Below are 15639 nucleotides of genomic sequence, written 5' to 3' on the forward strand. Positions count from 1 at the left end.
CCTCTGAGGCCACTCCACAAGGATAATCATGCCGCTTGAAAATCCCGTTGTTAATGTCTTCGATGCCGATCCCACCGGGGTACCTGTTTCAATCGGAGTACCCTTTCCAAAGAACAGGCTTCGCGGGAAATGGAATCTTGTTGCGATCGCGTCGGATGGAACGCGATTACCCATCGGAGCGCGTACTCTCGTAACTTGGAAGGATGGTTCCGCACGATGGGTACTTTGTAACTTTATTGCGAAAGTCAAGGGACTTCACTCGATCGAAATAGTAACGGATCATGGGCAGTCCCCCAGCAATGCCGTATTGCTTCACCAGGCAGCGGACGTGGTAACTCTCGACAACGGCTTGCTCCATGTCGAGCTATCGGAAACTGGGGCTAGCCCGATCCGCAAACTAACTGCTTTAGGGCACGACTACCTCATAAAAGCTAATGCTTTCCGCTTGATGAACGATGGCTACGACTCCACACGTGAGACCAAACGCACTATTCGATTGATCGAACAATCCTCCGTTCGTATGCGAGCTCGCATAGAAGGCGCACATTTCGACGGCACGGATCGGCGTCGGTTGAATTATCGCCTCGATATCGAAGTATGGGCTGGTGTTCCGACATTGCGGCTTGACTATCACTTTTTCAACTTGGAGTCCGGGCAGGACACTCTGCCGATCGATCGTCTCGCGATGGAGTGGGACTTCAATCTGGGCGACACGATCAATCACCACTTTCTGCAGCAGTATCACACCCTTTTGTATGTCTCTCGAGAAGTCTTGAATCCCGCAACGGTTGCATTGATGGTCGATCAAACACGCGGAGCCGCGCATGTCGAACAGGAATCGATGCTTCTCGATACGGAGAAATACAATTTTCACGTCCGACCTCCACTTGTGGATACAGCAAATTGGTTAGGCGTGAATGATGGAACACGAAGTGTGTATGTGCAGATGCAGGATTTCTGCCATATGCGTCCCAAACGCCTGGTATCAGACGGACCGCGTATCGCTTTGGAAATATGGCCTCCCTTTGCTGGTCGTCTTGACCTGTGTCAGGGACGATCCCGTCGCCAAGTGGTGACACTCGCATTTGGAGCACAACCGACACTCCCCATCAATCAAATCGAATCGCAGCTTAATGCCCCTCTGTGGGAAGGACGTGCCAACGTGCTGCCAGACTGGCTCGCTGCTTGTGAAGAATTTGAGCAGCATCGACTCCTGCAACCCAAGTCAAATGTACGGTTTGAAAAATATATCCGTCGAACCGTAAGTCTTGAGATGCCCGCGAGCATGTTCGACCTAGGTGATACTCCTGATACCGGTTACCTCAGAAATTACATACCCATAGGAAACGCACAGCGACTTCTTACAGATGCGCCCAAAATGTCGCGAACTTTCACTGCCGGTCCGTTTTCTACGGTAGTGAGCTGGGACTTCCCTAACTTCCACGAACCCGTGTGGACTAATAACGAGTACGACATCATTCATACTCTTTCGCTGGAATTGATGCGAACAGGACAAATGGATCTCTGGCCTCAACTTCGATGGGCGGTGAGGCACAACATTGAAGTAGATTTCATCCACCTGAGTGACCATCATCAGCAGCATCGGGCGACGCCCCAACATTCCGCAGGACATAACCGAAGCGGAGCGATCCTCAGCCATTTCTGGACGCAAGGGCTGCTTGAGTATTACTGCCTTACGGGCGATGAAGACGTACGCGAAGTGGCAATCGCTCTGGGTGAAAAGATCCTTGAAAATCTGGCAACGCCGGAATTACGTGCGGGCTTCTGGGGTTTTACCCGTGAGTTAGGCTGGCCCTGCCTTGCGCTGGAGTTCCTCGCTGACCTCATCGGTGATGAGCGGTTTGAAAGGCAGCTCAAGGAGATTGTGAATTATTTTATAAGCTACGATCGCCGAAAGTTTCACGGAGCTCTCCATTTATCCAGCGGGGATGCCAGATACAGCCTGGAACGACAGATGATCTCCGGTTATTTCGCATACGGGTGTATGGTGGAGGGCTTATATCGTTACGCATTGCGCACTGATGACACTAAAGCACGCGAATGGCTTGTTAACTTGCTGCATGACCTGCGGCTTGCTCTTGACGCAGCACATCAAGATGGGCAGACTCTGGGACTCGCAGGCGGCCAACCGCAGGGTATGGCTTTCGGATACGAACTTACCGGAGATGAGCGTTTTCTCGACTCAGCTATGGTCAACGTGGAAGAACACGTCGACTCAAATGGTTGGTTTAACCTACCTCACCAGGTCAAACCTGTCGCTATGGTTTATCGCAGCATGATCCGGTTTCTATACCACGCGCATGCCACCGGACGACTCACTTACTTTGAATACCAATCAATCAAATCGCCCCCAAACCCTCTTTCACAAAAATACAATGAGTGATCACATCACTGCTGCTAGATGTACAGTACGCCCTTGGGTATTGACCCGAACACGGTACAAACTGCCGCCGAGGTCTCCCATATTTTCGTAACCGGGTTGTTTGAGGGGGGTTTCGAATGGCTTGCTGGCGGTTGTAATGTATAGATCTTTCAAGTCCTCGCCGCCAAAGGCTACGCCTGTCACCTGTTTTGCTGGAATAGTTAACCGTCGTTCGACAGAGCCATCTGGACGGTAACGTACAACCTGCGAACCATAGACTTGTGCGCTCCAAACGTGACCATCCGCATCCACCGTCAAGCCGCAGGGAATTCCTTCGGTATTTGGCACATTTGCAAAAACTCGTTTTCGCGTGAGCATTCCTGTTTTGGTATCAACATCGAACTGCCAGATTCGCCGTACTGCCGAATCCGTGCAATATAGAATTCGGTCATCAGGACTGAACCCCAAACCGTTCAACATGCCGCCAACCTGATCGACAATCGTGACCCTGCGTTTCACATCGATCAGATAAAGTTTTCCCTGTTTCTCGATCCTTTTCGTCCCCCAATACGTCGTGCCTGCATACACGCGACCTTTTGCGTCAGCGATGATGCTGCTGAAACAGAGTTTTTCGCTTGCATGCTCTTTGAGGATGGGTTCTACATCAAATGGGCTCTTCCACCGCACCAATCCGCCGCTACTGGCAAAGAGAAATCCTCCAGGAGTCTTGTGCAGTACAACACCTGTGTACGCGCCCTCACGGCTGATGATCGTTTTAGCACCAGTTTTAGGATTGAACTGGTGAACGAGTTTGCTTAATGAGTCGGTCCATACAAGCCGGCAACGTCCATTATCCCAGATCGGATTTCCTCCCCACAAAATATTGTCATTTGCAACTACCTCCAGTTCATCCAGCTTGGCCATACACCTCAACCTTTACGATTATTCGTCTGAAACAAATCCAGCATCACAATAGCGCAGGGCGAAATCGTAGAAGTCTCTCGTTGAAATGGCAATATTATTTTCTGCTTATGCCGTGCATTCCTTTGCTGTGTCTTATACGAGAATTGATCCGGCATCTTCACGAACCAATATCACCCAACTTCTATACGGACCAAGTACTCTTGTAGCGTCAATAATGACTTGTCGGCACACTATGTCTAATGCTTCCCTCAGACACCGACATAAAAATGATGCGAATCGCTCTCCAGCACGCTCATGCCGCAGCGGATATGGGTGAGGTGCCTGTGGGAGCTGTAATTTATCGCGGCAATGAAATACTCGCAGAAGGACACAATCTACGGGAAACCACACAAGATCCGGTGGCTCACGCTGAAATGCTTGTCCTAAAAGCTGCCGCTCAAAAGGTTAATTCTTGGCGACTTGATGATTGCTCTATGGCAGTTACGCTCGAACCATGTCCCATGTGTGCCGGGGCCATTATCAATGCTCGGTTATCAAAGCTAGTTTACGGTGCATTGGATCCCAAGATGGGTTGCGTAGATTCGCTTTATCATCTAGTCACCGACTTGCGATTCAATCATCGCGTCAGCGTTATTCCCAATGTAATCGCGGATGAATGCGGGCGAGTATTGAAAGAGTTTTTCAAACATCGTAGAAGCGATTCACCGCCCCCCAAACCATATCCGACCCGTGATACCATTTGAACTCGTGGTTATGGAATCTCATTCGGAAACATACGCCACGTTCAAACAGATCCATTGACCTTTGAACGCACAGCGGCAACTCGCACGGATACTTCGAAATCTACGGTGCGTATTATTTCGCTTCATTCAGAAATGACGAGTTGATTTGTACGACGCGCCTAGCTCTCTCGCTTCACTGGTTTCCAACGCTCAAGTAATTCCAGGCCCGCAGGCATCACTGCTATGCAGGCGATCAAGGTCAGAGTCAAGCCAACCGTGAGTACGAATCCGAGGCTGGAGATTCCACGATGTCGAGCAAAGATCAATGCTGCAAAACCGATTATCGTAGTCAGCGCAGTGATAGTGATAGCCTTACCTGTGCCGGATGCTAATCCGAGCGGACGATTTACAGGATCCTGTTTGTAACGATGCAGTATGTGGATGCCTGAATCCACTCCAATTCCAAACATAAGAGGCAGAACAATGATGTTTGCAGGATTAATGCTGACACCACAAAGCCACATCACGCCGAATGTCACCGCAAACCCCAGAGCAACTGGAGCCATCGCCAACAACGTATAGGTCAGTGAACGAAAATCAATCAGAACAAGAACGAAAACAATCAACATCGCAAAAATACCTGACTGGACGTAAGCATGTTTGATAAGTGATCCGGATTCATAGATCTGGACGATCACACCCGTCACGTTCTTATCCACTGTGCGCATGTCACGGATAAATCCGGGAAGGAATTTCGGATGCAGCGCACTGTCGATTCCTGTCGTTTTACGATCAGGCAGCTTGAGAAATATTTCAAGGATCACGCGAGAATCCCCTGGCTTTTCAGCGATATAGGGTCGCAGAAGTTCTTCGGGTAGATCCGTTAACTCCAGTGGCTTTGTATCGAGTGTGCCGAGAATATCCTGCTTCCATTCATCGTACGCCCGTTGCAGTTGTAGATTCCGCTGTGCACGCTCTGTTGGCGACCACTTTTGCGCCATGGAGGGGATTTGATTCATCGCCGTGGTTAGGTCTGTAATAGCAGTTTGCACTGGAGGTGGTAGTTCAACGAACTGCGTTGCAAGCTTGAGTCGTAGCTGCATTCCTGCTATGGCAGTTACAAAATCCAACTTAGGCGCAATTGGGTGTGTAGGAATACTCGGCTTGGTCATGGAGGCAGCCGCCGACGTAACAGACAGCGTATCTGCGTTTACGGGAAGACCTAAGACTGCTCGCGTTTCGTAGATCACACGCAGCTTTTCCTCTTCCTGATCCGGCATCAACAGACCAACACCCCCAAGTGATTCAACGGTTGGCAGCTTGCGAAACTCCTTGGCCCACCGCCTCGCATCAGCCATGTTATTTGCGATGGATGTCCCAGAATAAATCGACTGACCTCCCTCTTCCGATATTTTTCTGGCCCACTCCGCGCTCTCTACGCCACGAGGCTGGAGTTTCAGAAGGTCGTAATTGAAATGCATCTGTGATACCGCAATCAGCGCAATGACCAGAAGGATCATGGAGACTGCCACAGTAGCCTTTGGATGTCGTACAAAGGGCATAACCCACTTATCTTTGTAAAAAGCAATTCGACGATCTTGAGGCGGAACGATATTGCGATGCCACGGCTTAAACAGGCGAAGCAATGCCGGATAAACCGTAAACATTGCCGTCAGGCACAGAACAATTCCTACCCCGGAGATTAAGCCCATCTCCGCAACACCGGTGAAATTAGTAAATACTGTTGTGATGAAAGATGAAGCCGTGACTAGTGCCCCACTGATAATTCCAGGGCCCATAGCCTGAAAACTTTCGCGTAATGCACCCACGAATCCATCGATTGTGTCGGGATAGTTGTGACGGACGATCTCAAAGCGTGCGACGACATGGACTCCGTAGGCATCACTGATACCTAGAAGCATGGCAGCGAAGATCACGCTGAGCACCTGAAGGTGACCGATAGCCAGTGCGGCAAATCCGAAAGACCATGTGACACCGACAAGCAAGGCCGACATCGCCAGCACCGGCGTCTTGATGCTGTGATACGCAAGAATTAGAAGCAACGTAATGAGTACAAGCGATACCGTCGATGCGATGGCCGCATCTTGTGTCGCAGCATCTGTTTCGTCAGCTTCGACAACTTCGATACCCGTGAGTCCGACTTCTACACCGGAAACCTGAGGCTTGATCTGAGCAAGGATCTCGCGGATGCCTCCGATGGCTGGCGCGAGTGCATTCAGTTCGCCTTCTGCTCGACGGGGAGTAACACGTATGAAATAAAGGCGCCCATTAGTGCTGGTAAGGTAGGTCCATTCATTAGTTCCTGCGTCTCCTGATGTCAGATCTGTCAGCCTTGGTACTGCACCGGGAGGGGCGCTGAGAACCGCGGCATATGCGTTGATGATTATGCGGAGTTGTGCGATCAATTTCGCCTGTTCCGCAGGAGATTCATTCCTTGACTTGGGTGACCCCATTTGTGCTTCGACGGCAGCTAACATGCTTTGCGGCGAATTACTATCAATAACTGGCGCGGCTCCCGCGACCTGAGCCATATATTTACGGAAGTCCTCCATCGGCAGTGCGCGGACCATCCGCGGGCTGGCACGATGAGTCTGGAACCTCCACACCGCTGAATGTTGGTCCTGAAGTTGTCCGCTCTTTAGCAACGCGGTACCCAAGCTGTCTGCAAGTCGCCGAGCTTCGAGAACACGAGGACTATCGGGCTTGGGATCAGATTCGCCGGTATCTATCACTACATACAGGTCATCCTCGCCTGGGAAAGACTCCCGCCAATTGATGAAGCGTTTATTCCACTCAAGCTTTTCAGAGACAAGCTTATTGCGATCGGATTGAAAACCAAGATGAAAAGTGGACAGCCAGAGGCTGAACACCGTGATCAAGGCCGCTAGTCCAAGCGTCCACCATGGGTGACGAGCGATAAGCTCAGCCCACCATCCCAATGCTCGATGGCGAAAATTGTCATGCATTGGGAGGAATCGTAAGAGCGAGGGCACACGCAATCAACGCATCACACCGCCAAGTGCAACAACGTCTCCGGGGATCAACCTACGTCCACAAGCCCGATAGCGTTACCGTGTTCCTTCATTAGAACCTTGCGTAGTTTTTCCCACACCGGCTCATGGAGAGTCGGGGCAGCCTCCACAATTTTCGCCGCGTCATGTCGAGCCAGGTTCATTAGATCCATGTCGTCGGGAAGTTTTGCGACTCGTAGATCCATTGAGCCATGCTGTTCGGTACCAAATAACTTGCCCATGCCACGGATCATAAAATCCTGCTCTGCTATCTTGAAGCCGTCGGTGGTTTCTGAGATGGCCTTCATCCGCAGGACGGCATCGTCAGTCTTTGCGTCTGCGATGAAAACACACAGTGCCTTACGACCACCGCTACCTCGCCCCACACGGCCACGCAGTTGATGAAGCTGCGCCAATCCGAATCGCTCAGCGTGCTCGATAACCATCAGATTCGCATTCGGTACATCCACCCCAACTTCGATTACCGTCGTTGCTACTAATACATCGATCTTGCCTGCACGGAATCGATCCATAATCGACTCGCGAACATCATGCTTCATCCGCCCATGAACCGCAGCTACACGATACTGGCTGAAATACTTGTCCTGTATATTTTTTGCGTGTGTGGCAACACTCTTAAGTTGAACAGCGGATTCCTTACCCGATGCGTCGATCGTAGGCACAACTACGTAAGCCTGTTCTCCTTTGAGCAATCGCTCACTGATGTAGCGATAGACCGTGTCCGCCTTATCTTGTGCAACAACCCGTGAGGTAATCGATTGGCGGCCGGGGAGTAATCCATGAATCGTCGAGATATCGAGATCACCAAATATCGTCAGGCTGAGAGTGCGCGGTATTGGTGTCGCAGTCATCACCAGATAATGCGGGGAAGGATTTTTTGCTGCCAACTGCGGTTTCACGGCATTTGGAGAAGCCGCCGATAAAAACGGATAGTCTCCTTTCGCGTTATCCGCGGCTCTACTTCGAAACGTTGCGCGTTGCATCACACCGAAGCGGTGCTGTTCATCCACCACCACCACAGCGAGATCGTTAAACCTGATTGTCTCCGTAAGCAGTGCCTGTGTTCCGATCACAATTTCCGTCATGCCCGCTTCAATATCTGCCTCGATCTTATTTCGTGCTGCCCCTGCTAATCGACTGCTGGTTAGCAGCGAAATTTGCACATTTGACCCTTTGAGCATTTGCGAAATTGAGCGAAAGTGTTGCTCCGCGAGCAATTCTGTAGGAGCCATTAATGCCCCCTGTTTCCGATTGGCAACGGCCAGTAGCAGTGCGTATAACGCAACCGCCGTTTTGCCCGCGCCAACATCTCCCTGGAGCAGGCGATTCATTGGTTTACTTTGTTTTAAGTCGGCAGCGATCTCGTTGATCGCCTTTTCCTGAGATGAGGTAAGCGGAAATGGGAATCGTTTACGAATATGCTCATCGATAGCTAGCGACCATCTCAGCGGCGGCGCAATCATCGCCGTACGATAATGATGCCGTCGCAGGGCAATACCCACTTGCAGGATAAGTAGTTCGTTATATGCCAGTCTCCGCCGCGCTGCGCCGAATTCCTCTTCATTCTTTGGTTGATGGGCCATGCGGAACGCCTCCGCTAACTCCGGCATTGCGTGCTTCGCTACGAAGTCCGCAGGCAAAGGATCCACAATCTGAGTCAAAATATCTGAGAGCAGCGAAGTAATTAGCGCCTCAATTTTCGAGCTAGGAAGGTCTTCAGTAGCGGGATACACCGGACGAAGTCGCTCTACTTTCGCGGGTGTAGCATTGGTTTCATCGAGAGGCTCCCACTTAGGGTTAGCCATTTGAGGATAGCCGTTGAAGACCTTCACTTTCCCCTGCACACGGATAAGCATTCCAGGGTGGAGCTTTTCACGAAGGTAGTTGGCATTAAACCAGACAAGATCCAACCGGGACTGATGATCCTGAAGAGTCGCCTGAAATCGCCCGCTTTTTCGACCTGGAATCAGACGAGTATTGACAATGGTGCCACGTGTCGATCCGATACCATCCATTGGCAAGTCAGAGATCGTGCCCTCGCTAGACTCAAACTCATATCTGCTAGGTAGATGACGAAGGAGATCGAGTACAGAATGAATACCCAGTCTCTTGAGTATTTCTGCGCGTCGTGTACCCACTCCCCGAAGTTGCCTCACCGGTGTGGAGAGTCGTAAAGGTTCAACAGCAGCCGAGGTGGTACTTTCCATAGGATGATCGCATCGGGAAAGGCTTGATCACCAAGTCGCCGTAGTTGGAATCATTCCGATCAGTCCCGTTAACGATAGGCTGAATTTTCTACTTCGCTACACGCTGCTCACCGAAACTCAAACTCTTTAGGCAGTGGTGCCTCTCCGAATATATCTCCAACAGCCAATGAGAATGCGTGCAGCATTAGGCGGCTATGCGGTGCAGCAGTACCACCATAAACCAAATCTCCGATTACAGGGTGCCCCATTGATGCAAACATAACTCGGATTTGATGAAGAAATCCAGTTCCAAGACTGATTTCAACATGCGTGGTGTCTTCTGATGAATTCAGTGCTTTCCACTGAAGATCGCACTCACGGGAACCCGGCGGCTGATCGATTGTTCCATCAGTGGATACGCGCACCCTTGCAGGTTTATGTTGAGCAACGTAAAGCCACACCTTTTCTGTACCCCCACCAACCATTTTGCCTCCAACGACCGCGCGATAGATCTTGCGTGTGGTGTGGGTTTCAAACGCCCGTCGTAGTTCTCTCCATCGCTCATGGCGAAGAGCAAACAGCACCACGCCGGATGTTTCGATGTCGAGCCGATGAACAACACCACTTCGCAGACCAGCCTCACCAACACCTTGAATTTGCGGATACCGTGCTACCACCGCGTTGAGTAACGTGCCGACTTCACCCTCCTTGAGTGGATGAACTGGCACCTCAACAGGCTTATTGACAATGAGCCAGTCTTTGCCCTGAGCAACAATAGCCAAGGGTGTATTTGGTTCTGGGATTACTGAGATATCCGATGGCGGAGTAAAGGATTCGATCTCCACACTCGAACCTACTGAAAGTCTATCTCCCTTATTTTTTTCGTTTACACACCGACCATCAATGATGACCACCCGCCTTTGGAGAAGATGCCTTGCCTGAATGCGCGACAAACCAAGCTTTTCGCCAATGAACAGATCGAGTCGGATACCCCCCTGCTCAGTGGTTACCGAGAAAACATAGTTTTGCGATGATGCGGCCACTGTGGGAGTTTAACGATGAACACGTATCAAACGTGGAGATTGGCAAAGGACCTCGTTCAAAACCTTCGTGAGCGGCTGGCGGCAGCAGACAGAACGCCTGAGTAACTTATCCACTACTCGACCCATCGTGTAGCAGACGGGGAGATGTTTTTACACGAGTAATGCTCACATATGCATTCGATGATAAAATGCATTACAATACGGGGCTTCATTCCTTCTGACCGTTAACACGCTATTACATTGAGAGCTTATGCCTGCTGACACGCTTCGAAATGTTGCGATCATTGCTCACGTTGACCATGGGAAAACGACGCTTGTCGATCGCCTGCTTTATCAATCGGGTATGTTTCGCGAAGGCGAACTCGACAAACTCGCCGGTGGGCAGCATGGCCTGGTCATGGATTCCAATCCGCTGGAACGAGAACGGGGTATCACCATCCTCGCCAAAAATTGTGAGGTTTACTACACCGACGCAAAAGGTACGAAATTCAAAATTAACATCATCGACACCCCTGGCCACGCGGACTTCGGCGGTGAGGTCGAACGAGTGCTCAAGATGGCAGACGGGGTCTTGCTGCTCGTCGATGCTTTTGAAGGACCAATGCCGCAAACGCGATTCGTACTTCACAAGGCTCTTGAGAATGGCCTGAGGCCGATTGTCGTCGTCAACAAGGTTGACCGCCCTGATGCTCGACCTGAACATGTCGTCAACGAAGTATTCGACCTTCTGGTTGAACTGGAAGCTGACGATAAAGCACTCGACTTCCCGATTATTTATTGTTCAGGACGGGAAGGCTGGGCGACAACTGATCTCTCAATCAAAACGACAAATCTTAAAGATATTTTCGAAGCCATCATTACGCACGTTCCCGCCCCGAAAATGGACAATGCTGCTCCACTCCAGATGCTGGCGGTCACATTGGATTATTCCGATTACGTTGGGCGAATTGCAATCGGTCGTGTAATGGCTGGTACGCTTCACAAAGGTGATAACGTCACGGTTATCAGCCGTAACGGTGGACAGACACGACAACGAGCCCAACAGCTCTACCAATTTGAAGGACTCGGACGACGCGAAGTAGATGTTGTCGAGGCAGGCGATATCTGCGCAGTGGTCGGGTTGGATCCTATTGACATCGGCGACACAATTGCCGATGCGGACAATCCGATTGCACTACCATCGATCGAAATCGACGCTCCAACGCTCACGATGAGTTTTCGTGTAAACGATGGGCCGTTTGCCGGCCAGGAAGGTGACTTTGTCACAACGCGACAGATCAAGGAGCGGCTTGAAAAGGAATTGCAAAGCAACGTCGCTATGCGTGTGGATTTTTCCGCAGTAGAAGAATTCAAAGTTTCAGGCCGCGGTTTGATGCACCTGGGTATTCTGCTGGAAAACATGCGTCGCGAGGGTTATGAGCTGACGGCAGGCAAACCTCAGGTGATTTTCCGAGATCATCATGGCACAAAACAGGAGCCGATCGAACTTCTAGTGATAGATTGTCCCGCTGACTGCCAGAACTCCGTGATGGCATTGGTCGGCGAGCGACGCGCTGAACTGGTCAAAATGGACGCCAAAAGTGGAGCAGCCGGTTTTGTACACATGGAATTCACCATTCCCGCTCGTGGGTTGATCGGATTGCGTAGCCGTATGCTCACTGCGACACAAGGCCGTGCCGTGATGCACCACGTCTTTGAGGATTATGAAAATATGCGAGGTTCCGTTCCTCAGCGCCAAGCGGGAGTAATGGTCGCCACCGAAACCGGGCGTGTTACAGCTTACGCACTAGATGGACTATACGACCGTGGTTTCTTTTTCGTTAAGCCTGGCGAGCAGGTCTATGAGGGACAAATTGTCGGGGAGCATTGCAAAGACAATGACATCACCGTGAACGTCGTAAAGATGAAGCCGATGTCAAATATGCGCACTACAAGCAAAGATGAAGCTGCGAAGATCCGCCCGGCTCGTGAGATTTCTTTGGAATCCGCCCTGGAGTACATCCAGGAGGACGAAATCGTGGAAATTACGCCAAAAGCTGTCCGGATGCGCAAGCGAAAGCTGAAAGAAGCTGACCGTAAGCGTGAGATTCGAGCAGCAACCGCGGCGACGGCGGGCTAAGACGACTTAAATGTAATGCCGTCATCGATTGCTAGGCGTCTTATCTTTTGCTCAATATAAACGCCTGACTGTGTCGGGTAAAAGCTGTGATCTTTAATATGAGGCTTCCGATGCGCCACCTCTCTTGCTTATTGGCAATGGTTATTGCTGTTACTCTTTCGTATTCCGTTCGAGCTGACCTCACATTACCCGCCTATTACTCCGACCACATGGTGCTTCAGCGTGAGATAACGCTGACCATTTGGGGTAAAGCTAACGCGGGCGAGGAGGTTATTGTTTCAATCAACGGGCAAACTATAAAAGGCACCACGAAACCTGATGGGGAGTTCATCGTTGAACTGTCACCACTCAAAGCTGGTGGCCCGTACACGCTCACGATCGAGACAGGTGACAGTAAGAAAACTTTCAACGATGTGCTTGTTGGAGATGTGTGGGTTTGTTCCGGCCAGTCGAATATGTGGTGGCCACTCCATGAAACGCAAGACGGCCCGACAGAGCTTCAAAAAGCAGAGCACCCGCAAATACGGCTTATCACGATCGCCTCAACGATTGTGCCTCAAAATCCGTTGACTATGAAAACAAAATGGGTTGTCTGCAACGGCGACACAGCCAGGAACTTTTCCGCGGTCGGTTACTACTTTGCACGTGAACTCCAAAAAACGATCCATATCCCTATCGGCCTTGTGAATGCGTCATACGGAGGAACACCGGCTGAAGCATGGACAAGTAAATGGGCTTTTGACAGGTACTCAGATGAACTAAAACCGATCCTTGATGCATGGGATGCTTCAGATGCGAAATACGATGCATGGATCAAGCAAGCTGAGGAATTAAAGCAAACAGGCCAGGCAATACCCACACAGCCAGCTCCGCCATCTGATCCTCGCACTTCAGCCAATCGACCAATGGTGTTATTCAATTCCATGATCGCTCCGATTACAAGAATGCCGATCAAAGGTGTTATCTGGTATCAGGGTGAGTCCAATACTGGCCAAGCATGGCGATACCGCTTCCTTTTTCCAGCACTGATTAAGGATTGGCGGAACGCCTGGAGCCAGGGAGACACCCCATTTCTCTGGGTACAACTGGCAGCATTTGGCGAGCCGACTGAAGACCCCGGCGTACCGAGCGCATGGGCGGAACTGCGCGAAGCGCAGAGTATGACGCTGAGACTGCCTAATACAGGCATGGCGACCGCGATCGACATAGGTGATGCGAAAGATATTCATCCTCGCAACAAGCTCGAAGTTGGTCGCCGACTTTCTCTGGTAGCACGTAAGCGGATATACGGAGAGGAAGATTTAGTCGCGTCAGGGCCTGCATGGGATCTCGGAGCCTATACGGTCGAAGATGGTGCTATCCGACTGAAATTTACCAACGTTAAAGATGGTCTTGTAACGCGCGATGGCGGACCTGTAACAGGGTTCGCAATCGCTGGGAAGGACAAAAATTGGTACTGGGCGGACGCTGTCATCGACAGCGTCAATACGGTGAAAATATCTAGTTCACAGGTTCCCAAGCCCTTTGTCGTACGGTATTCCTGGGGGCAGAATCCGAAAGGCAATCTAATGAATAAAGCCGGATTACCCGCCTTGCCGTTCCGTACAGATGAATGGGACGGTATCACAAAACCCAAAGACAAGTAGCTAGTAAGCTAGCCGGCAGAGATGTATTTCTGGATCGACAAAGTTCAGTACGTATCTCATCATTACGCAACGTCTGTAATTTCATCACGAATAATCCTCATTTAATTGACGCTTCCACGGAGCGGTTCTATCCTACGGAGAGATTGAGTACCCTCTATGGATTAGCGAGGTAAGACTTCAGGGCAGAATTGCAGAGATACCACCAAGCCCCGACTGGAGTGCGGATATGGAAATCACCGTCAGTGGTCGACACATTGAAATTACGCCAGCCATCAGGCAGTATGCCACCGAAAAAGTTGGCAAGCTTCCACGATATTTTGATCGAGTTCAGCAGATCTCAATTGTCGCTGACAAGCAGGATAACCATACGTTTAATGTCGAGATCATTGTCGACGCCGAAGGGCACGATCGCTTTGTCGGCAGGAGCACCGGCCCTGATCTCTACGCAGGAATCGACGCTTGCGTGGATAAACTCGAACGGCAATTGACCGATCACAAAGAGAAGACTCGCCGTCGGATGGGAAAAACTTCGATGTCAGGTTGATTTAGCGGATTGATTATTTCTTACGTTGTGTCCTCAGATAACGCATGAATGCTAGTAGGAATGTTCCATGAAGCTGATGGATTTTGTTGTGGAAGAAGCCATCGTCGCCGACCTGAAAGGGTCTCAGCGAGATGACGTCATCAAAGAACTCGTTGATGTCCTGGTCGCATCGGGGGCTGCACCCAAGGCTGTACGCGAAGAGTTAATCAAGTTGATCCTCGACCGTGAAAAGCACGGATCAACGGGTTTCGGTAAAGGCGTGGCTGTCCCGCACGTAAAGCATGACAAGATCAAACATATGGCCGCAGCTATCGGAGTCAGCAGTCAAGGGGTCGATTTCAACGCACTTGATAAAGCACCGGTCTTCAGCATCGTACTATTGCTGTCACCCAAAGATAAAGCTGCTGACCATCTTCACGCCATGGAAAGTATCTTTTCAAATCTTCAAAAAGATACGTTTCGGAGGTTCCTAAGGCAGGCTTCCACCGTGCAGGAAGTAAAGGAACTCCTTCAAGAAGCCGATGCACAACAGTTGCATTAATAACAGGGTTTCTTTTCCTTCTATTTGACATGAAAGAAGCTGAGTGTGGGGTACTACGAGGGAACTGCGATGCCGTTCAGGAGTACCCTGCTTCCGACTCTCGCGACGAAAAACGAGAGATGGGTGCCGAGGCATTGATGGACTCGACGGAACAAACGATGCAAGCGCAGGTAATCATCCAGAACAAACTCGGCCTCCATGCGCGGCCGGCGATGTCCTTCGTCGACATCGCTAACAGCTTTAATAGTCAAATCACGGTCAAAAAGGGGGAACAGGCTGTCGACGGCAAAAGCATCATGCAAATGATGCTGCTCGCTGCGACTCAAGGTACGCAACTTCTGATTCAGGCGACGGGGCCGGACGCGGCAGCAGCGATCAACGCGCTCTGCGAACTAATTAATCGCAAATTTGACGAAGAATAAATTTGCCTGATTCTTGCCACACTGATTCATGAATGACCGGACCAGTTGCTTGGGGG

At 50.6% G+C, this 15639-nt stretch carries 11 protein-coding genes; 7 read left to right on the top strand and 4 right to left on the bottom strand.

The window, feature by feature from the left end; genetic code table 11:
* The first annotated feature begins 28 nt into the window (after window positions 1-28).
* Window positions 29-2404: a hypothetical protein gene (locus IT444_09060; GenBank protein ID MCC7192914.1), complete on the top strand. Its 2376-nt coding sequence runs from the start codon at window positions 29-31 to the stop codon at window positions 2402-2404.
* Here IT444_09060 and IT444_09065 read toward each other — a convergent pair whose 3' ends face one another.
* Window positions 2405-3307, bottom strand: a complete 903-nt coding sequence (locus IT444_09065) for an SMP-30/gluconolactonase/LRE family protein (protein MCC7192915.1) — start codon at window positions 3305-3307, stop codon at window positions 2405-2407.
* A gap of 239 nt (window positions 3308-3546) precedes the next feature.
* Here IT444_09065 and IT444_09070 point away from each other — a divergent pair, with 239 nt between their 5' ends.
* Window positions 3547-4050: a nucleoside deaminase gene (locus IT444_09070; protein MCC7192916.1), complete on the top strand. Its 504-nt coding sequence runs from the start codon at window positions 3547-3549 to the stop codon at window positions 4048-4050.
* 158 nt (window positions 4051-4208) lie between these two features.
* Here the strand turns inward: IT444_09070 and IT444_09075 are convergent, their stop codons facing one another.
* The 3 genes from IT444_09075 to IT444_09085 form a co-directional block, all read right to left on the bottom strand.
* Window positions 4209-7016, bottom strand: coding sequence for an MMPL family transporter (locus tag IT444_09075; GenBank protein MCC7192917.1), 2808 nt, complete (start codon window positions 7014-7016; stop codon window positions 4209-4211).
* Between the two features lie 74 nt (window positions 7017-7090).
* Window positions 7091-9289: an ATP-dependent DNA helicase RecG gene (locus IT444_09080; protein MCC7192918.1), complete on the bottom strand. Its 2199-nt coding sequence runs from the start codon at window positions 9287-9289 to the stop codon at window positions 7091-7093.
* A 107-nt stretch (window positions 9290-9396) separates the two neighbouring features.
* A complete protein-coding gene (locus tag IT444_09085; GenBank protein ID MCC7192919.1) occupies window positions 9397-10311 on the bottom strand; it encodes an RluA family pseudouridine synthase in 915 nt (304 codons plus the stop codon).
* 250 nt (window positions 10312-10561) lie between these two features.
* On the opposite strand from IT444_09085, the gene typA reads away from it, so the two are divergent.
* The 5 genes from typA (at window position 10562) to IT444_09110 (ending at window position 15583) form a co-directional block, all read left to right on the top strand.
* Window positions 10562-12430: a translational GTPase TypA gene (typA, locus tag IT444_09090; protein MCC7192920.1), complete on the top strand. Its 1869-nt coding sequence runs from the start codon at window positions 10562-10564 to the stop codon at window positions 12428-12430.
* A gap of 110 nt (window positions 12431-12540) precedes the next feature.
* Window positions 12541-14076 (top strand): hypothetical protein, encoded by a 1536-nt coding sequence (locus IT444_09095; protein ID MCC7192921.1) that lies wholly within the window; start codon window positions 12541-12543, stop codon window positions 14074-14076.
* Window positions 14077-14302: 226 nt separating this feature from the next.
* Window positions 14303-14620 (top strand): ribosome-associated translation inhibitor RaiA, encoded by a 318-nt coding sequence (gene raiA, locus IT444_09100; protein ID MCC7192922.1) that lies wholly within the window; start codon window positions 14303-14305, stop codon window positions 14618-14620.
* A gap of 67 nt (window positions 14621-14687) precedes the next feature.
* Entirely contained in the window at window positions 14688-15161 is a 474-nt protein-coding gene (locus tag IT444_09105; protein MCC7192923.1) for a PTS sugar transporter subunit IIA, read from the top strand.
* A 29-nt stretch (window positions 15162-15190) separates the two neighbouring features.
* Window positions 15191-15583: an HPr family phosphocarrier protein gene (locus tag IT444_09110; GenBank protein MCC7192924.1), complete on the top strand. Its 393-nt coding sequence runs from the start codon at window positions 15191-15193 to the stop codon at window positions 15581-15583.
* The last annotated feature ends 56 nt before the right edge of the window (window positions 15584-15639 follow it).

This window comes from Phycisphaeraceae bacterium (genome assembly GCA_020851465.1).
Taxonomy (GTDB): Bacteria; Planctomycetota; Phycisphaerae; order Phycisphaerales; family Phycisphaeraceae; genus JADZCR01.